Origin of the sequence: Vibrio sp. 10N.261.46.A3, from assembly GCF_041472995.1 — a bacterium.
GTDB lineage: Bacteria > Pseudomonadota > Gammaproteobacteria > Enterobacterales > Vibrionaceae > Vibrio > Vibrio coralliirubri.
The window spans coordinates 85,570-104,459 of sequence record NZ_JBFRRH010000064.1; the positions used below are offsets into that span (position 1 = coordinate 85,570).

Sequence of the window (18,890 nt, forward strand, 5' to 3'; positions counted from 1 at the left end):
TGAAATTTAGGCTCTAAATAATCAACAAACTATACTTTTACTGGAGTATCCTTGCAGCCTAGGTCTAAATGGAATGACACTTTGAACAAACCAAACCAAATAACATTCGCAACGTTCAACCTTCTGAACTATCTCGAGCCACCGAATGCTTATTATGATTTTGAGAACATCTACAGCTTCGAAGAATGGCAGAAGAAGCAACATTGGATGGCTGAAGCGATTCGCTCATTAGATTGCGATGTGATTGGCTTCCAAGAGATATTTAGCCCGCAATCTTTAGAGCAATTGATGCGCGAGCTAGGTTATCCATACTTTGCAGTGGTCGATAGCGCACACGTTGAAGATGATTACCTATACACCTCACCTGTCGTTGGGTTCGCTTCCCGTTACCCGATTGAAAACGTACAGCCTGTTACGCCAGATTCGACGTTACTGACAGCATTCAACCTTGACGACAAATTCTCATTCAACAGAACGCCTGTTCACGCGACGATTACGTTACCCCATTTAGGTTCAACCGACTGTTATGTGGTGCACTTCAAATCACAACGTCCGACAGAACCAAAGGTAGAATCTGGTGATGCGAACAACGCTCTGCAAAGCGAAAAACCACAAAGCGACACGCTCACTCGTTTTCACCAAGAACAGCTTGGCTCTTGGCTGTCCAGTGTCCAACGCGGTCTAGAAGCTCAGATGCTGCACCAATACATCACCAACCAACGTTACCAGACCGACCAGCCAGTTGTGTTGATGGGTGATTTTAATAAGCCTCTGTTTAACGATGAGTTCAAAGGGCTGTTGAGTTACTCAATCAACCGAGACGAAAACAGCAAGCATTGGCTATCCCACTTTCGCTTGAAAGACAGCTGGGATCTTTACCATCAGTTACATGAAGAAGACTTGCTTGAACAGCGTAAGCCAACCCATTACTACGGCGCTTCTGGGTCTGTACTGGACTACATTTTGATGTCGAACGAGTTTGATTGTCAGAACTCTTCAAGCTTAATGGAGATCTCTAGCTACACAGTGTTAGACCATCACCTGATTAATCCTAGTTTTGAACACGACCAATTCAGTACCGACCATGCCATCGTGTCTGTCACCGCTCATATTCGTGAAGCCTAGAGTTAAACATAAAAAAGCCGCAGTCAAAAACTGCGGCCTTCCACTTTAGTTAAACGGGTTGAGCCAACCGACGCCCCATTTAGAAACCGATTTACCGTTCAACAAAGTGTGAAACTTAAAAGTTGTAAGTTGCGCCAAGGTAGAATGAATCGATCACGAGATCTTTATCATTTTCAAAAGCTGAATCGCTCTCAATCACAAATGCATCCGCTTCATAGCTTAACCTAAAGCTGACGTTATTAGCCTGTTTAGGGGTGTACTCCACTCCGAAACCATAGCGAATACCCTCACCACTATCGTCATCAAGCACCGGCAGCGACTGGTCTAAATCAATCGTCGACAAACCGATGATGCCAAAAGGGCGAATTCCATTGTCAAACGTGTAACCTAGATTAGCACTGATCGAAAATGCAGTCGGAGACCAAGTGTAAGTAGATTGGTTTAATGCATTTTTCGCAACAACGTCGCCATAATTCGTATATTGCGCTTCTAACGCGACGATGCGATTAAATTGGTATCCAGCAATTATTTTATATGTCTCGTCTTCTGCATCAACAGTAATTGGAATGAAAGAGTCCTTATAAAGCCCACCATCATCAATACCAGTTGTACCGATTGCGCCGCCTAGGTATAAACCACTATCTGCTGCCATTACATTGTTTGCTGCAAATGCTGACATCATCGCGATACTTAGAATAAATTTGTTGTTCATTACTGCTTGACCTTACTTAGTGCAAATCAAGATTGTTACGCCTTCCTGTGCTGCACAATCTTGTTAGAGTTATCCGACACCCCGTCGAATTGGCAAGCAGGTTAATCTCACAGAAAACAAAAAAATAAATAAAAACATAATCACTTTGTAACTTCAGCCAACATAACCAGTAAAAACCAAATAACTCACTGAATAAAATAGAAATAAAAACCTGTCATTTATTCAGAATAACCTTCCCTCTATTTTTCAAACCATCCCATTTTTAGATTTTATTCTCATGAGCTTACGCAGGCTTACTTTCAAGAGTGGTGTGATTTTGCATAATCCGCCCACTTCGACCATTAGCACACTTAAGTAGTTACCCGCTCCAACAGCAGACCAGTTTTGCTCAATCTCCACAATTCAGAATAAGACGAACAGAAAACACGATGAACCACACAATAGACTTCAACGGCTTAATCATTGATATCGACGCTCGAACGATTACCAATCAGCAAGGAAACAAAATCACTTTGCGCCCTCACCTATTAGCAGTGCTCTGCTTATTATTGGAAAATGTGGGAAGACCGATTTCAAGAGAGCATATTGTTGATGTGTGTTGGGACGGGCAACTCTCGTCACCGCATGTTCTTGCTAACGTCGTCTATAACCTACGCAATGTGTTCGCGCGATTAAGAGCACAAAACGTCCATATCATTACCATCAGTAAGTTTGGATATGCGCTATCGATTGAACCTACATAAAGGATTTATGCAATCAATGGCGGTGACTAAGATCACCAAAAAACGCCCCATCGAAACGTTTCGATGATCATTATCACACTCTAAAACAATCAAACGTGCAAATGATAAATCAGACACTATTATCACTATCGAAACGTTTCGATGGCTTTTCTTGAGTTGTTCTCAACCCATCAAGCGTTATTTTTCGATAGGTCGTGATATGAAAAAAAGTACTCTAATAAACTCTGAACTCTCTTACCTAGTGGCGACTCTTGGCCACACAGATGAAATCACGATTTGTGACGCGGGCTTACCAATTCCAGACCACGTAACTCGTATTGATCTTGCTTTGACTCACGGTGTCCCAAGCTTTCAGCAAACGGTAAAAACCATGCTGGATGAATCTCAAATCGAAGGCGTTGTGATTGCAGAAGAGTTTGCGAAAGTAAGCCCAGAACACCACGCTGCGCTGATTGATTTAATCAAGACTGAAGAAGCACGTTGTGGCAAATCGCTTTCGATTACTTACATCACTCATGAAGAATTCAAACAGCGAACGCATGAAAGCCGCGCGGTAATTCGCACCGGTGAATGCACACCCTACGCAAATGTTATCTTCCAAGCTGGCGTAACCTTTTAGCTCAAGCAAAACGCAACGACAGCTCAGTGTCATCACTGAACCAAAACAATGCATAGACAGAACAATCAAATACAACTGGCCCCGAGTAAAGGAACCGACATGACTCAAGCCATTTTAGAACTTAGCTCAATTGAGAAAGCCTTCCCTGGTGTTAAAGCACTGGATAAGGCAAGCCTCAACGTTTATCCAGGACGCGTAATGGCGTTAATGGGTGAAAACGGTGCGGGTAAATCAACGCTTATGAAAGTGCTAACGGGTATCTATCACTTGGATGGTGGCACTATCGCCTACCAAGGAAAACCTGCGGCATTTAAAGGGCCACGTGATTCTCAACAAGCAGGCATTAGTATCATTCACCAAGAACTGAATCTAATTCCTGAGTTGACCATCGCCGAGAACATCTTCTTAGGTCGTGAAATCACGGGCACCATGGGTCGCATCTTGTGGAACGAGATGTACCAAGAAGCAGACAAGTTACTTAAACGCCTTAACGTGAAACACAGCTCGAAAACACCATTAGGTCAGTTGAGCCTTGGTGAGCAGCAAATGGTAGAGATAGCGAAAGCCCTATCGTTTGAATCTAAGGTCATCATCATGGATGAACCAACCGATGCGCTAACCGATACCGAGACTGAATCTCTGTTTAAGGTCATTAACGAACTGCGCGATGAAGGCTGTGGCATTGTTTACATCTCTCACCGTTTGAAAGAGATCTTCGAGATTTGTGATGACATCACTGTACTGCGTGACGGTAAGTTCATTGGTCAGTGTGAAGTAAAAGACACCGACGAAGATGGCCTAATCGAAATGATGGTTGGCCGTAAGCTAGACGAGCAATATCCACGTATCGGCCAAAGCCATGGTGAAACCTGCCTCGAAGTGATTGGCCTGACGGGTTCTGGTGTTCACGATGTGAGCTTTACGCTAAAACGCGGTGAAATATTGGGTGTATCTGGCCTAATGGGCGCAGGTCGTACCGAACTGATGAAAGTGATTTACGGTGCCCTTCCAAGTGAGCGCGGCGTCATCAACCTAGAAAACAAAACCATCAACCCTGTAAGCCCGAAAGACGGCTTGGCCAATGGCATTGCTTACATCTCTGAAGACCGTAAAGGCGATGGCTTAGTGCTTGGGCTTTCTGTTAAAGAAAACATGTCGTTATGTTCACTTGACCTACTAACAAAGAGCGGTCAAATCCAACATAAAGACGAAGTGATTGCAGTAGATGACTTCATCAAACTATTCAACATCAAAACCCCGACTCGCGAACAGATTATTGGCAACCTTTCTGGTGGTAACCAACAGAAAGTGGCTATCGCTAAGGGCTTGATGACCAAACCAAAAGTACTGATTCTCGACGAGCCAACGCGCGGTGTCGATGTCGGTGCTAAGAAAGAGATTTACCAACTCATAAATAAATTTAAAGCCGACGGCATGAGCATCATCTTAGTCTCATCTGAAATGCCAGAAGTATTAGGAATGAGTGACCGCATCATGGTGATGCATGAAGGCCGTGTAAGCGGTGAATTTGATGCTAAAGAAGCAAACCAAGAATTATTACTGGCGTGTGCGGTCGGTAAAAAGATCAACGAGGACGCAGCATGAGTACTAAAACCATGAGCAAAACAACTGAAGCTCCAAAGAAAAAACCGTTAATCAGCAAAGAGTGGCTGATTGATCAAAAGTCATTGATTGCTTTGATCTTCCTGATTGTTGTCGTTTCTTTCTTAAACCCGAACTTCTTTACTGTCGACAACATCCTGAACATTCTGCGCCAAACCTCGGTTAACGCAATCATCGCTGTAGGTATGACGCTGGTTATCTTAACCGCGGGTATCGACTTGAGTGTGGGCTCTGTACTGGCACTTTGTGGTGCATTCGCAGCCAGCATGATTGGCATGGAAATCCCAGTGATGATCGCAGTGCCAACCGCTCTTGTAGCCGGTGCAGCATTAGGTGCAATCAGTGGCGTGATTATCGCCAAGGGTAAGGTTCAAGCCTTCATCGCAACGCTTGTGACTATGACTCTATTGCGCGGCGTGACCATGGTTTACACCGACGGTCGCCCTATCTCGACTGGCTTTACAGACACAGCAGACGCATTCGCTTGGTTCGGTACAGGCTACGCAATGGGCATCCCAGTTCCAGTATGGATCATGGTCGTGGTATTCGCAGCTGTATGGTATCTACTTAACCACACACGCTTTGGTCGCTACGTTTACGCTCTGGGTGGCAACGAATCAGCAACTCGCCTATCAGGCATCGACGTAGACAAAGTAAAAATCGGCGTTTACGCAATCTGTGGTCTGTTAGCAGCGGTTGCAGGCATCATCGTGGCATCTCGTTTGTCCTCAGCTCAACCTACCGCAGGTATGGGTTATGAGCTAGACGCCATTGCAGCCGTAGTTCTTGGCGGAACAAGCTTAGCCGGCGGTCGTGGTCGCATCATGGGCACATTGATTGGTGCTCTGATTATCGGTTTCCTAAACAACGCCCTAAACCTATTAGACGTATCTTCTTACTACCAGATGATTGCAAAAGCAGTGGTTATTCTTCTGGCGGTATTGGTCGACAACAAAAACAAATAAAACCTATTCACATCCTAGGTTAATACAAGTAACACCCTGTTTTACCTTAAAATATTAGAATCTATAAATAATGTAACTACGAGCTAGGACTCACCTCCTAGCTCACCCTACACAAAGGACTTACACCATGAAAAAATTAGCGACTCTTATTTCTGCTGCTCTTCTTTCTACAACGGTATCTGTGTCTGCACAGGCGCAAGATACAATGGCAATCGTTCTGTCTACATTGAACAACCCGTTCTTCGTAACCATGAAAGATGGCGCAGAAGCGAAAGCGGAAGAGCTAGGCTACAAGCTTATCGTTCTTGATTCTCAAAACGACCCAAGCAAAGAGCTTTCGAACATTGAAGATCTAACCATTCGTGGTGTTAAAGCAATCCTGATTAACCCAACGGATTCAGACGCTGTATCTAACGCTATTCGTATTGCTAACCGCTCAGACATCCCTGTACTAACGCTAGACCGTGGCGCAAGCCGTGGTGACGTAGTGAGCCACATCGCTTCTGATAACGTAATCGGCGGTGAAATGGCAGGCCACTTCATCATGGAAAAAGTGGGCGAAAAAGCGAAAGTAATCCAACTTGAAGGTATCGCTGGTACTTCTGCTGCTCGTGAACGTGGTGAAGGCTTCATGAACGCAGTAAACGGCAGCGACCTTGAGCTTCTTGCAAGCCAACCTGCTGATTTCGACCGTACTAAAGGTCTGAACGTAATGGAAAACTTGCTGGCGGCTAACCCAGACGTACAAGCAGTATTCGCTCAAAACGATGAAATGGCTCTAGGTGCTCTTCGCGCAGTTCAAGCTTCAGGTAAAGAAGTGATGATCGTTGGCTTTGATGGCACTGAAGACGGCATCGCAGCAGTTAACCGCGGCCTACTTGGCGCAACGGTTGCACAACAGCCTGACCTAATCGGTTCTCTAGGTATCGAAATGGCAGACAAAGTACTGAAGGGCGAAACAGTAGACGAGTACGTACCAGTACCTCTAAAAATCATCGCTAAGTAATCGTTACTAGATAACGCGCTATAAAGCAGGGAGTCCCCTATCTCCCTGCTTTGCTTAACTCATTAGCTCATTAGCTAACTGACTCAAAACAAAAAGCAAAAACCCGACAGTGCATCGCTGTTTCTCATCCGCCGCTAACAAGCGAGCAATCAACGTAATGTGAATTAACGTAATGAGAAAGACCCATGTATTTTCAAATACGATATATCATAAGGCTCGTATCATGACTCAACTGATTGTTTTAGGTAGCGTTAACGCTGACCACGTACTGCAAGTTCCTTCGTTCCCTCGTCCGGGTGAAACCTTGATTGGCGGTAACTATCAGGTCATTCCTGGCGGCAAAGGCGCAAACCAAGCCGTAGCGGCAGCAAGATTAAACGCAGACATTGGCTTCATCGCCTGTGTTGGTGACGACCCATTTGGCATCAACATTCGTCAAGATTTTGCTAAAGATGGTATCAACATCGACGGTGTGATCGTTGCAGACAACACGCCTACTGGTATCGCGATGATCCAAGTATCAGCAACAGGCGAAAACAGTATTTGTCTTTCTGCGGAAGCCAACGACAAGCTGACTTGCGATCAAATCGAGCCGCACCTAGAAAAGATTCGCGGCGCTAAATACCTGCTGACTCAGCTTGAAACGCCAATTGAAGGCATTGAATACGCTGCGAAAGTAGCAAAAGAGAGTGGCACGCAAGTGATTCTTAACCCGGCTCCTGCTCGTCCATTATCGGATTCACTGCTTGCTTGTGTTGACGTGATTACACCAAACGAAACCGAAGCAGAAGTGCTGACAGGCATTACCGTGACGGACAACGCGTCTGCTCATCAAGCTGCGTTGGCTCTGCATGCTAAAGGCATCGAAACAGTAATGATCACGCTAGGCGCGAAAGGCGTGTGGGTGAGTCATCGCGGTCAAGGTAATGAAGCCAGCGAAGGTGAATTAATCGCAGGTTTCCGTGTTGAAGCAACAGACACAACCGCGGCGGGTGATACGTTCAACGGTGCATTAGTGACAGGCTTACTTGAAGACATGCCATTAGAACGCGCAATTAAGTTTGCTCACGCTGCGGCGGCAATTTCAGTGACTCGCTTTGGCGCTCAAACCTCGATTCCAAGCCGTCCAGAAACCGATGCATTTTTAGCAGAGCAACTGTCTGCCTAATAGGTTGAGCTTAATTAAGTTATGTAACAACAAATAACTAAACATAAGCCCCTGTTTTCAGGCAGAATATCGCGCAATGTGGCAAGTTACTCCCACAAGGATTTTTTATGGCAACAATGAAAGACATCGCTCGGCTCGCAAAGGTTTCGACTTCTACCGTGAGCCATGTGATCAACAAGTCACGTTTTGTCAGTGAAGAGATTGCTGAACGTGTTAACAGTGCGGCTAAAGAACTCAACTATGCGCCTTCTGCATTGGCTCGCAGCTTGAAAATGAAGCAAACCAAAACCTTGGGAATGCTAGTGACCACATCCACCAACCCATTCTTTGGCGAAGTGGTAAAAGGTGTGGAACGTCGTTGCTATGAAAAAGGCTACAACCTTATCTTGTGTAACACCGAAGGCGACAGCGAGCGCATGAAATCATCTATCGATACCTTGCTGCAGAAGCGAGTCGATGGCCTAATGCTGATGTGTTCAACCCTTGAAGGTGAGCACATTGACGTATTTGAACGCTACCCAGAACTGCCTGTTGTGGTAATGGACTGGGGCCCTATGTTGTTTGCGAGCGATAAGATCCAAGACAACTCGCACCAAGGTGGCTACATGGCAACTAAGCACCTGATTGATAACGGTCATTCTCAAATTGGTTGTATCACAGGGCCACTGCACCGCAATCAAGCTTCGTCTCGTTATCAAGGCTTCAAGCAAGCAATGGAAGAAGCCAATTTAGAGATCAACCCTAAGTGGATTGTTGAATCCAACTTTGAATGTGACGGTGGTTTTGACTCTTATCAGACATTGAAAACTCGTGGCGAAATGCCGTCTGCCTTGTTCGTCAGTAACGATATGATGGCGATGGGCGTGATTCACGCTGCGGCGCAAGATGGCACATCGATTCCGAATGATCTGTCTATCATTGGCTACGATGACATCCACCTGTCGAAGTACATGACACCCGCGTTAAGCACTGTCCACCAGCCAAAACATCGTTTAGGTAAAGCCGCAGTGGATACGCTTTTGAGCAGATTACAAACTCCAGATGCTTATCCGCAAGTCGTTGAACTTGAACCTACTCTTGTTGAACGAAGCAGCGTAAAAGCGCTTTAATACTCGCCACACTCATCACACCGTTGAAAGCTAGCTTATTGAGCTAGCTTTTTTGTCTTTGAAACATAATAACGCCGCTTAATCGCCCCTAAAATGCCGTTAATATGCGAAACTTACACGCTAAAGTATGTATTTACGCACTCAGCAACTATTTGCGCACTTAACGACTGATTATCATCTACACTAACAGTGAATAACAACGACATGGAGAGCGCTGTTTTATGATCGCGGGTTGGTTTGACAATATATCCCTACAGAAAAAGCTATTAGTCAGCTTTTTGATTCCTATCGCTTTGATGCTTATCGTGGCTTTTTCTGTCCATGAAAACACCCGAACGGTTGTAAAAGACAATAGTTGGGTTGTACACACACATAAAGCCATCGCTCGGGCTCAAGAACTTCTCAGCTTAACAGTCGACATAGAAACGGCTGAACGTGGTTACTTGATCACGGGTGATCCTGTTTTTTTAGAACCCTACCATTTAGCTCTTGATGTATGGCCTCAAAAACTCCAAACCCTTGCGAATCAAGTAAGTGATAACCCACCTCAAGTAGAACGCCTATATAGAATCGATGATATTCATAAAACATGGCTGAAACAGTCTGGAGAGAAAGAGATCCATCAACGCAGCCTTGTCAATAAAGGCGAAGCTGAAATACAAAGTGTCATCGACCTCACTCAGCAGCAAACCGGAAAAAAATTGATTGATGAGATCCGCCAAGAGATTGCTCAATTCATTGAAATTGAACAACAACTTATTATTCTCAGGGTCGAAAAATCGGAGAGCTCAGCCAATCAAACCAGCTACATATTAATCCTCGGAACACTGTTTTCCGTGTTCATATCACTCCTTGTTGCTGCGTGGGCGTCAAAGCGTATTAATCGAAGATTACACACCCTACTTGAAGCCACTAACCAAGTTGCCGCTGGCCATTTGGATCAAGGTGCTGCAACTCTGGAATTGAATTCGAATATAAACACCCAAGACGAAATCGCGCATCTCAAACAAAGCTTTCAAAAAATGACAGCCAATTTGATCAGTAATGACAGTGAAATGAGAGCGAAAACTCAGGAGCTAATCGCCGAACGAACCAAAGCAGAAGCCGCTGTAAAAGCTAAGGGCGATTTTCTGTCTACCATGAGCCACGAGATCAGAACGCCAATGAACGGCGTTCTTGGAATATCTCAAATCATTGCAAGCCAGACCCAAGAACCCGAAACAAAAGAGAACATCAACATCATTCTCGATTCTGGTCACCACTTGATGACGATACTCAACGACATTCTGGACTTCTCAAAAGTCGAAGAAAACAAGCTTGAGCTAGACGTGGCTCCCTTTAACTTTGTTCAAGTCATGCAGCCTGTATGCAGCGCACTAAAACCCTTAGCCGATGAAAAAGGCATTCGCCTGTTGACCGAAAATAACATACCGAAAAACATCCAACTCGTCGGAGACTGTGCAAGGCTACGTCAAATCATGTTCAACTTGGGCGGCAATGCGACCAAATTCACCAAAGAAGGTCATGTGTCCATTCAAGCTGACCTCAATCGCCCCAACAACCAGTTGATTCTGACCGTGACAGACACCGGGGTTGGTATCCCGAAAGATAAGCACGAGCAGGTATTCAATTCGTTCGAACAAGCAGACACTTCCACAACAAGGAAGTTCGGCGGAACAGGGCTTGGCCTCGCAATCGTCAAGAACCTAGTCAACCTCATGAATGGAGAAATCACATTAACCAGTGCTGTTGGGCTTGGCACAAAATTCCAAGTCTCTCTGCCTATCACATGGCAAGAAAGCAAAGCTAAAGACATCGCTACCCATTCAGTCGATGCAGAAACTCTCAGTTATGACTCGTTAAGTATCCTGTTGGTGGAAGATAACCGTATTAATGCCATTGTTGCACAAGGTTTCTGTGAAAAACTCGGCCATCATGTCGATCATGCGGAGAACGGGAAATTGGCGATTGAACGCCTCAAAAACACTCAATATGACCTTATCTTGATGGACAATCATATGCCTGAAATGAACGGGGTCGAAACAACGCATCACATCCGCGAAAAACTGAAACTCGATACCTTGATATTCGCTTACACGGCCGATGTATTCCGTGAGGCGCATGACAACTTTATTCAGGCGGGTGTCGACCATATTCTGACCAAGCCTCTGCAGCAAGAGAGTTTCTTCGACGCCCTACAACAGTTCTCAAGTCGATTACCGAAACAAACCGCAGCCGAAGGCTCGAGTGAGAATGAAAATATTGTCGAGCTTCATCGTAAGCCTATTGAAACGTTAAGGTTAACGGAAGAAGAGATCAGCCATTCAGAAGTGATACACATAATGAAAGATGACACGGAAGGGTTCAGTTTACTTATCGACTCAACCATTATTGAGTTCGAACAGTCGGTTGATCGTGTCATCGAATACTATTTAGCGAAGGAGTTAGAGCCACTTTGTCGCACCCTGCACTCCATTAAAGGCATGTCACTGAACTTAGGTCTTAACATGCTTTCTAAACAGGCATTGGAGCTAGAAGTCGAAGCCAAAAATCAACAATTGCCGGATATTGAACGACTGCAAAAGCTGCTCAATCGTCTTATGGTCAATATCCATCAAGCTCAGCGGATGAAAAACGCCCATTCAGTCGAGCATCAGAATCAAATGAACGATCAAGCATAAGAACGCTTGGTTCCCAAACTAAAACGCAAGGCTTAATCACCTTGCGTTTTTCGATCTCATACCGCGCTAATCTCTGTTCTAGCGATTTAACGGTTTAAGAGAGTGGTGATTTGCTGCATCTCATCTTCAACATCAACGCCATTGTATTGCGGCGCAATCGAGAGATCTTGAATACTCACGGTTTCTACCGATTGCTTGTCGTTAAGTTGAGTCACTAACTCCCCTTTGGGTGAGTAGGCTCGGCTTCCACCACAATAAGTCGCGGCAAAGGCATCAACCACATCCTGTCCAACCCGATTACATGTCACCACATGACATCCCTCTTCTAAAGCCCTTGCTTGAGCAATAGCAAAGCTGTGATGCCCACCGAAGTTGGCAGGGTGAAGAATAACATCGACCGACTGATAGGCTCTCATGATCTCTGGGAACCAAATATCAAAGCAAATCGCGACACCAAACTTCAAGCCTTTGTGCTCAAACGTGAGGCGTTCCTCCCCTCTCGAGAAATACTGCTTATCAAATTTGGTTTGACTGATTTTTCTGTATTTGTGTCGTAAACCGGAAGCATCCACAACCACCACACTGTTGTAATATTGGCCGCTATCTTTCTCGGCAATGCCTGCAACAATCAAGGTGTGATGCTTCGCTGCCATCTGAGTTAATGAATCAATGGTAATGCTGTCGGCGAAGTCTTCAGCCAATTCGTGAATTTCTTCAGCCTCATTAAAAATATACCCAGTCGTGAACAGTTCAGGCAGTAATGTAATATCCCCGACTGACGTCTCCGCTTGCAAAAGATCAGAGACCGAATCAATGTTCTTTTGTTTGCTCTTGTATTCAACTTCAAGCTGAATAAGCGTGATACTGACATTATTCACAATCGATTCCTTGCTAGGTAATACTTCAAGCTGTAATGCTTCAAGCTGGAGACTAAGAACTAAGAATTAAGAACTAAAGAGTAAGGCAATCCCCTATCGCTTTCTTATTCGCCCGCCAAAGGTTGAAGCAGGTGCACAGTCCTGTACGCATTTTAAACCTGCCTACGGCGCTAATTTAGGCTCTGGTAAAACCGGAGGCGTGCTGTCCATATAGGTTAAGAAATTCGCCCACACCTCATGCGTGCGCTGCTTGGTTAACGTCGTCTTGCAGGAAAGCGCCATAATCCCTCGAATGGAACCATCACGCCATTGGGCCAGCTCTCCTGAGCCTTCTTAATTGATGCCACCAGCTCAGCATCGTAAGCATTGTGCTCAAAGCTGGCTGCAAGGTATTTATCCAGTTCCGCTTGTGCAGATTCCAACTCAATTGCCGCACAGTGATTGATCTCGATGGTATTCATCGCATTCTCGCAATCAACAACACCTTCGTCGGCCAACGCAGAGAATGAGAAGCACACCGCTATGAGTGCTGATATCAGTTTTGTCATAATCATCCTTTATGCTGCCACCACCAAAACGAATCGTGTCGTGACTTTATTTATTTAAACGTGGCTCAATATTTAGCTCATTCAACTCATTCAGCCAGAGCTAATAACAATAAAATTTATCAGGATATAAGCAATTGTTATCCTCATGAATCATCAAAAATGACGCCTCGCCAACTCAAATAAATGAGATAACGCTCAGATTTTGCTGGTAAAACTAGAAAACATATTATTTATATCAATAATTCGTGCCTGCATTCACAATATTAATTATTTATATTGCTACGTAATCGTTAACTTTATAAATTAAATCGAATGCTCACATAAATCGGTAACGCTTCTCCAACTATGGATATCAAGTACCAAAACATTGCCAAGACTTCATTTTACTTTGCCATCTCTTTCTTTTTTTCCATGGCAATGCTCATTCCTTTTACACCGTATCACTACCAAACATTAACCGAAGACACATCAAGGTTAGTCGAAACCAGGTTAGAAGGGATCCAATCAAGGTTCGACCGTTTTTTATCTGAAGTTAGACCTGAACAGTCTTGCGACGCGATCGTTAGACAGCTTCGACAAAACGTTTTTGAAGCCGATTGGGTAAAAGAAGCAGCGGTATTCAATAAAGAGAACCGATTTTACTGTTCAACCACCGATGGTGACGTTTCATTTCGCCTATACAGCACCATCAGGCAGCGACTCAACGACGACCCGAATTTAACGACCCTGTCGTATTCCAACTCGGCCATCACACAAGTTCAGTCCATCATGCTCATTTTCTCGAACAAAGAAGATGCCGGAGTGAGCCTGATGATTCCGCCACACTTCATCTATGACCTTGTTGAAACAAGCCTGAGCAGCCATGGAATACAGGCCAAAGTTGAAGTGATCAAAAGAGATATCCACCCTACCGATATTGATTCATCAATCGCCAAGGTGCGGATACAATCAAACACCTACCCATTGACCATCACCTCATACATTGGGTATCAGTTTTATCTTCACTTCATGTTGAGCTATTTATGGTTTGGCTTTTTGATGGCCGGAATCACCACCATTATTCTCCTTTCCATCAAACATAAAAAGCAGAGCCAACGCAGCTTAGAATATTCGCTTTCAAGTGCGCTAAAAAACCAGCACCTTCATGTTCACATGCAGCCTATCGTTAACCAAAACACCAACGAGATCGTCGGCTGTGAGTCACTATTACGATGGAACGACCCAATTGAAGGTAACGTCTCCCCTGCTATTTTCATTCCGCTTGCTGAAAGCTTAGGCTTGATTGAGGAGCTCACCTACTTCGTGCTGCGCAAAGTGTTAATGACGTTGAAAAGCAATCAAGACGTGTTCGAATCGAAGTACATCAGCGTCAACATCAGCCGCAACGTTGTGTCCAACAGTAACTTCTCTAACAAGGTGATCAGCATCTTTAAAAGACACCCTGAGATCCTCAAGCAGGTGGTGTTTGAAGTAACCGAAGATGGTGAATGTTCTGATGCCGACATGGTCAAAATTAGAGACAACCTAACCAAGCTATCGAACATGGGCGTAAGAGTTGCGATTGATGATTTTGGTACAGGCTACGCAGGGTTAGATTTTGTAAGGCAGTTCCCGTTCAGCATTCTCAAGATCGACCGTGTGTTCGTGAAAAACATATCCGACGAATCCAGCTTTGGCCTCCCTTTGCTAGAGTCCATGCTTCAACTATCACGAACCTTAGGCATGCAAGTCATCGTCGAAGGTGTCGAGTATGAGTCACAGGTGAAAATCTTATCTAAGCTAGGTGTCGACTATATCCAAGGCTTCTATTTTTATAAGCCGATGCCGATAAACCTGACTATCAGCTTACTCAAGCAACAGCATTTTGAGTCCGATAACGTTGAGGAACAAACCAACCAGACATTTCCTGTTACATAAGCCACTGAAAAACTACGAAAGAAAACGCGAAGGCTCTGGGTCTCCTTTGATGAACATTTAAATCATCGCATCATTGAATGCATCACAAGGGATATCATGGAAAAGACACTTCAAACCAAACTGGCAACTAGCCTACTACTGCTGAGAATCGGCATTTTTATCGTCTTCTTGTTCTGGGGCTTGGATAAGATCCTTGTCCCTGAGCACGCGACAAAAGTACTGTCTGGCTTTTACGGCATCGACATCTCGAACAATGCGATGATGGCTCTAGGTGTCGCTCAGCTCGGCTTTTTAGGCGCATTCGTCGTAGGTATGTGGAAAAAGTACACCTATGGTGCCATTTTAGTCCTGCATGCAGGCTCCACCTTTTCCTCTTTTGGAAAATACATGGACCCGTTCAACAACCTACTATTCTTCGCCTCTTGGCCAATGCTCGCAGCCTGTGTCGCAATCTTCTTACTTCGTGACTACGACACTTATAGCGTTACCAACTAACACAAAGGGCGCCTGTTTATGGCGCCCTCTTTGGTTGGATTGATAATTAAACGTTTGTTATACCGCTACTCGCAGCGTATCCAATACCTTGCCAACAGGTTAGGAAAGACCTTACCCATTACGATATTATCAAGTTCTCCCCCATTGGCTTCGATAACTTTACGTGAGGCATAATTATCTTCATCGGCGGTAACCAAAGCCCGATTTATTCCAAGCGCTTTCGCTTCGATCAGCGCAAGTTTAAGTATTTGCTTTCCATAGCCTCGACCGCGAAATGAAGACGCAATATCATAGCCAATATGACCTGCTTCCAACGACAAAAACTCATTCTCGATGTTATGACGAACTCTTATAGCACCGATAATATTGCCGTGAGAATCTACTAGCCAGAAATGACTACATGGAACATAGCCCTCACTGAGATTAATACCCTTTGATTCATCACTCAGACGCTGAACATAAGATGAAAAACTAGTTTCGCATTCACTGTAATACTCTGAATTATCAACGTCTTTGTCAGCAAAATCTCTATACATAGCCAGAAAAGCTGATTCTAGTTCTAGTGACGGTGAAACTAACTCCATGTTAATTTTTCTCCTTGCGGTATAACGCCGCGTTAAGTGGTGAGCAACGGAGACCACCCTACCTAAACCATTGTGCCGTAAACACTAAAGCTGAATCAAACTGAGAATGCCAAGCGTTGGGAATCACTCTTAAATGCTTTGCTATGTGAAATCTACCAACGTTCGATGATTCTGATTAATTGTTCTTCTGCTGCTTCAAGCTTTGCTTTATCGTCAGGCCAAACCACACCATTATCACGAAACTTATAACTAGGTATCAATAAACTCTGCCGAATACTAAGAAGTTCGTTTCGATAGATTGACGACCTTGATACCACTGCCAAGTTAACTAAAAGCCTTTCAAATGACTTGTACAGTTCTTTTCGTTTTTCGGTAGGTAAAGACGAGGTCACAGGTAAAAGCTCAACGCATAATACAGCTAAGACTTCTTGGCTCTCGATCAGTCTAGATATGCTGGACTGCCCCTTAGATTGTTCTTTCCAAGCACTTAACGCAAGATAACCGACATACGCAGCACATACAGTACCTAGCCCTGCCAATATTGTTCCAATATCAACTAGCCAGCCGAATGCGTGTGCTATAAATTCAGTTGAAGCTGAGTATTTAGCTAATAACCAACCAAAAGCGACTAAGCACAGAGCTGCAGCTATTGAGCCTATCATCGTAAAACTAAACCGATACTTCACTACTAAGTAATTCCTCTATTCACATAACGCTCTGTTAAGGGGTGAGCAACGCAATACAAAAGTCGCTGCAAACCACCTTCATTACTTAAACCAACGCATAGTGAAAATGCCACGCGTTGCGAATCCCACTTGAACAGTTTGTTAGCTTATCCTTGAAGAACTCTATATACAAAAGCACCAGGGTCTATTTCGGTACCATCAGGAAAACGAGGGAATGCCGCTCCTTCGTACAACCTAAATTCATCGATGAAATGCTCAAGTAAGATTGAGAACGACCTTGGATCTGGACTTGCTACAACCTCTTCCATTTTAACCCTATCGGTATAATCTAAATGATATTCACCTGTTAATGGTTGCTTAGGGCAATTCAGAAGCTTATACCAACTTCGTATATTATCAGCTTCTACAAAATTTTTGCTTTTTGAGCCATGCTTTTCAAAACACCTTTCGATGATTTCAGAGTGTAGGCTTGCTAGTTGAGTACATGAGCGAATGAAGAAAGGAAGTTTCACGTCTGGCTGAAAACTCCGTTCTAACTCGTAAAGAAAATCATTTGGAGGCATATTATATGAATAATATTCGCGTAAATACTTAAACATATAGAAGACATCGCCAATATCTTCTCTGATCATGTGTGGTTTTTGATCACTAAATTGTGACTTAAATAATTTTATTAATTTTGTATGGGTGATTTTTGATAAATTATCAACACTTTCAGTCGGCAATAGCACTACACAGGACATCAATGAATGAAATAACGAGTAATAACTAAGAAAGAAAAATGATGCCCATGATTTAGACTCTTTTGCTATTAATGATTCTTGATAAAAGCAAACAGCAGTAAAAACCTCCTTTAGGGATTTATGAATCCGAATATCCCATAAGTATATTTCCTCTGCTCCACCTTTCTTTATCATTTCTGTATACGTTCTTGTCCATTTATTGACATACTTATCTTGTTCAGGCACATCGCGAACTCTGTACAATAAATGTCCAAAGTTGGCATACCTGTCTTTTATAAAGTAATAATCACTCAAAATTTTCTCCATACTTACGAGATAAGCTAACGCCCTGTTAAGGTGTGAGCAACGCAATACCGATGCCGCCGCATACCACCTTAAACACAAAACGCAACGCATAGCAAAAATGCCAAGCGTTACGAATCACTCTTAAACAGATTGTTATATGCCTACTCAAAAGCTTCTGTTATTAGATTCTTTAACGTATTGTGTCTTTTTGCTTCGTTCAAATCCTTTCTATGTTCATATTTTTCATCCGTTCTAAACAATGTACAAAGGAGGTTTTTAATACCAGAAGTAAAATACTCGAATTCTTCTAAAGCCGTGTCTATTGAATCGCATACAGATGAGAGGTTAGATAGTTGAATGGTTGCATTTTCAATTTTTTCATTTAATCGGCAACACCTATCATAGGATTCTATGACTGAATCATATTCTCCTTTACTAAAGTCAAACTCTCCCCAGCAGCCAGATTCAAGCTCAAAAAATTCTTTATTATCTTCAATTTCAACAATTAAATGTTTAGCATTTTTGATAGTAATTTCATCTAAGTTCTTATATGAGATTGAAGTGATTTTATTTTTAAGATCCATAGTGAGTAGGTCTTGTTCAGAAAACCAAATAACTTTGCTTTCAATGTTATTTAATTTTGCATCATATAGCTTACTCTGTACGTCTTCGCATTGGATCTCTTTATAGTAAATGTTGGGGGTATCAGTTTTAAAGTCAATTAGCACTAATAATACAGACTCATTCATCATGCTCCATTGGTTTAAATGCTCAGTATCAATCTGTAGCTTTAGTTCTTTACTCTCTGTTGTTTTTATTTGAACTGGTAGGCAATTACCAGTTGGTCGGTTTTTTCCATTTAATACTTCTATTTGTGCATCAATACCAATATCTATATCCAACAATCTACATGGCCAACCAAAATTCCTTAATATCCAATACGCAAAATAGTTCTCTCCAGCTTTGCCTTTTGCCGAGTTTTTTGTAAGCGTCTACGAACCGA

The 18,890-nt window shown here is 43.5% G+C and carries 16 protein-coding genes and 2 pseudogenes; 11 read left to right on the forward strand and 7 right to left on the reverse strand.

Annotated features, from left to right (window positions below):
• Positions 1 to 81: 81 nt before the first annotated feature.
• Complete coding sequence (locus AB4484_RS15320; protein ID WP_372079051.1) at positions 82 to 1,125, forward strand: endonuclease/exonuclease/phosphatase family protein; 1,044 nt, start codon at positions 82 to 84, stop codon at positions 1,123 to 1,125.
• A 115-nt stretch (positions 1,126 to 1,240) separates the two neighbouring features.
• Here AB4484_RS15320 and AB4484_RS15325 read toward each other — a convergent pair whose 3' ends face one another.
• On the reverse strand, positions 1,241 to 1,837 hold the full coding sequence (locus AB4484_RS15325; RefSeq protein WP_372079053.1) for a porin family protein: 597 nt from the start codon (positions 1,835 to 1,837) through the stop codon (positions 1,241 to 1,243).
• A gap of 428 nt (positions 1,838 to 2,265) precedes the next feature.
• On the opposite strand from AB4484_RS15325, the gene AB4484_RS15330 reads away from it, so the two are divergent.
• The 8 genes from AB4484_RS15330 (at position 2,266) to AB4484_RS15365 (ending at position 11,751) form a co-directional block, all read left to right on the forward strand.
• On the forward strand, positions 2,266 to 2,580 hold the full coding sequence (locus tag AB4484_RS15330; RefSeq protein WP_019823680.1) for a winged helix-turn-helix domain-containing protein: 315 nt from the start codon (positions 2,266 to 2,268) through the stop codon (positions 2,578 to 2,580).
• A gap of 199 nt (positions 2,581 to 2,779) precedes the next feature.
• The gene (gene rbsD, locus AB4484_RS15335; protein ID WP_017060853.1) at positions 2,780 to 3,199 is read left to right on the forward strand and encodes a D-ribose pyranase; all 420 of its coding nucleotides are present in this window, start codon (positions 2,780 to 2,782) and stop codon (positions 3,197 to 3,199) included.
• 99 nt (positions 3,200 to 3,298) lie between these two features.
• Positions 3,299 to 4,804: a ribose ABC transporter ATP-binding protein RbsA gene (rbsA, locus tag AB4484_RS15340; protein ID WP_009844906.1), complete on the forward strand. Its 1,506-nt coding sequence runs from the start codon at positions 3,299 to 3,301 to the stop codon at positions 4,802 to 4,804.
• Positions 4,801 to 5,787, forward strand: coding sequence for a ribose ABC transporter permease (gene rbsC / locus AB4484_RS15345; RefSeq protein WP_017082395.1), 987 nt, complete (start codon positions 4,801 to 4,803; stop codon positions 5,785 to 5,787). Before rbsA ends, rbsC begins: the two co-directional genes overlap by 4 nt.
• 127 nt (positions 5,788 to 5,914) lie before the next feature.
• The gene (rbsB, locus tag AB4484_RS15350) at positions 5,915 to 6,793 is read left to right on the forward strand and encodes a ribose ABC transporter substrate-binding protein RbsB (RefSeq protein ID WP_017058470.1); all 879 of its coding nucleotides are present in this window, start codon (positions 5,915 to 5,917) and stop codon (positions 6,791 to 6,793) included.
• A gap of 223 nt (positions 6,794 to 7,016) precedes the next feature.
• The gene (gene rbsK / locus AB4484_RS15355) at positions 7,017 to 7,961 is read left to right on the forward strand and encodes a ribokinase (RefSeq protein ID WP_372079056.1); all 945 of its coding nucleotides are present in this window, start codon (positions 7,017 to 7,019) and stop codon (positions 7,959 to 7,961) included.
• Positions 7,962 to 8,068: 107 nt separating this feature from the next.
• On the forward strand, positions 8,069 to 9,070 hold the full coding sequence (locus tag AB4484_RS15360) for a substrate-binding domain-containing protein (protein WP_048613455.1): 1,002 nt from the start codon (positions 8,069 to 8,071) through the stop codon (positions 9,068 to 9,070).
• 221 nt (positions 9,071 to 9,291) lie between these two features.
• Positions 9,292 to 11,751 (forward strand): CHASE3 domain-containing protein, encoded by a 2,460-nt coding sequence (locus AB4484_RS15365; RefSeq protein ID WP_372079058.1) that lies wholly within the window; start codon positions 9,292 to 9,294, stop codon positions 11,749 to 11,751.
• A gap of 86 nt (positions 11,752 to 11,837) precedes the next feature.
• Here the strand turns inward: AB4484_RS15365 and AB4484_RS15370 are convergent, their stop codons facing one another.
• Positions 11,838 to 12,629 (reverse strand): carbon-nitrogen hydrolase family protein, encoded by a 792-nt coding sequence (locus AB4484_RS15370; RefSeq protein WP_372079060.1) that lies wholly within the window; start codon positions 12,627 to 12,629, stop codon positions 11,838 to 11,840.
• A gap of 162 nt (positions 12,630 to 12,791) precedes the next feature.
• Positions 12,792 to 13,177: pseudogene (locus AB4484_RS15375) on the reverse strand (lysozyme inhibitor LprI family protein).
• 345 nt (positions 13,178 to 13,522) lie between these two features.
• On the opposite strand from AB4484_RS15375, the gene AB4484_RS15380 reads away from it, so the two are divergent.
• On the forward strand, positions 13,523 to 15,094 hold the full coding sequence (locus AB4484_RS15380) for an EAL domain-containing protein (RefSeq protein WP_372079062.1): 1,572 nt from the start codon (positions 13,523 to 13,525) through the stop codon (positions 15,092 to 15,094).
• 96 nt (positions 15,095 to 15,190) lie between these two features.
• Positions 15,191 to 15,589: a hypothetical protein gene (locus AB4484_RS15385; protein WP_372079065.1), complete on the forward strand. Its 399-nt coding sequence runs from the start codon at positions 15,191 to 15,193 to the stop codon at positions 15,587 to 15,589.
• Between the two features lie 65 nt (positions 15,590 to 15,654).
• On the opposite strand, the gene AB4484_RS15390 is transcribed toward AB4484_RS15385, so the two are convergent.
• The 4 genes and pseudogenes from AB4484_RS15390 to AB4484_RS15405 all read right to left on the reverse strand — a co-directional run.
• Entirely contained in the window at positions 15,655 to 16,173 is a 519-nt protein-coding gene (locus AB4484_RS15390) for a GNAT family N-acetyltransferase (protein WP_372079067.1), read from the reverse strand.
• A gap of 152 nt (positions 16,174 to 16,325) precedes the next feature.
• The gene (locus AB4484_RS15395; RefSeq protein ID WP_372079069.1) at positions 16,326 to 16,859 is read right to left on the reverse strand and encodes a hypothetical protein; all 534 of its coding nucleotides are present in this window, start codon (positions 16,857 to 16,859) and stop codon (positions 16,326 to 16,328) included.
• Between the two features lie 146 nt (positions 16,860 to 17,005).
• Entirely contained in the window at positions 17,006 to 17,896 is an 891-nt protein-coding gene (locus AB4484_RS15400) for a hypothetical protein (RefSeq protein ID WP_372079072.1), read from the reverse strand.
• A 152-nt stretch (positions 17,897 to 18,048) separates the two neighbouring features.
• A pseudogene (locus AB4484_RS15405) lies at positions 18,049 to 18,840 on the reverse strand (DUF4365 domain-containing protein); the annotation flags it as partial.
• Positions 18,841 to 18,890: the final 50 nt, after the last annotated feature.

Excerpts from the sequence above, each read along its gene's own strand:
- AB4484_RS15390 (WP_372079067.1), bottom strand. The coding sequence starts at position 16,173 with ATGGAGTTAGTTTCACCGTCACTAGAACTAGAATCAGCTTTTCTGGCT.
- AB4484_RS15330 (WP_019823680.1), top strand. The coding sequence starts at position 2,266 with ATGAACCACACAATAGACTTCAACGGCTTAATCATTGATATCGACGCT.
- rbsC (WP_017082395.1), top strand. The coding sequence starts at position 4,801 with ATGAGTACTAAAACCATGAGCAAAACAACTGAAGCTCCAAAGAAAAAA.
- AB4484_RS15360 (WP_048613455.1), top strand. The coding sequence starts at position 8,069 with ATGGCAACAATGAAAGACATCGCTCGGCTCGCAAAGGTTTCGACTTCT.
- rbsK (WP_372079056.1), top strand. The coding sequence starts at position 7,017 with ATGACTCAACTGATTGTTTTAGGTAGCGTTAACGCTGACCACGTACTG.
- rbsD (WP_017060853.1), top strand. The coding sequence starts at position 2,780 with ATGAAAAAAAGTACTCTAATAAACTCTGAACTCTCTTACCTAGTGGCG.
- AB4484_RS15385 (WP_372079065.1), top strand. The coding sequence starts at position 15,191 with ATGGAAAAGACACTTCAAACCAAACTGGCAACTAGCCTACTACTGCTG.
- AB4484_RS15365 (WP_372079058.1), top strand. The coding sequence starts at position 9,292 with ATGATCGCGGGTTGGTTTGACAATATATCCCTACAGAAAAAGCTATTA.
- rbsB (WP_017058470.1), top strand. The coding sequence starts at position 5,915 with ATGAAAAAATTAGCGACTCTTATTTCTGCTGCTCTTCTTTCTACAACG.
- AB4484_RS15380 (WP_372079062.1), top strand. The coding sequence starts at position 13,523 with ATGGATATCAAGTACCAAAACATTGCCAAGACTTCATTTTACTTTGCC.
- AB4484_RS15325 (WP_372079053.1), bottom strand. The coding sequence starts at position 1,837 with ATGAACAACAAATTTATTCTAAGTATCGCGATGATGTCAGCATTTGCA.
- rbsA (WP_009844906.1), top strand. The coding sequence starts at position 3,299 with ATGACTCAAGCCATTTTAGAACTTAGCTCAATTGAGAAAGCCTTCCCT.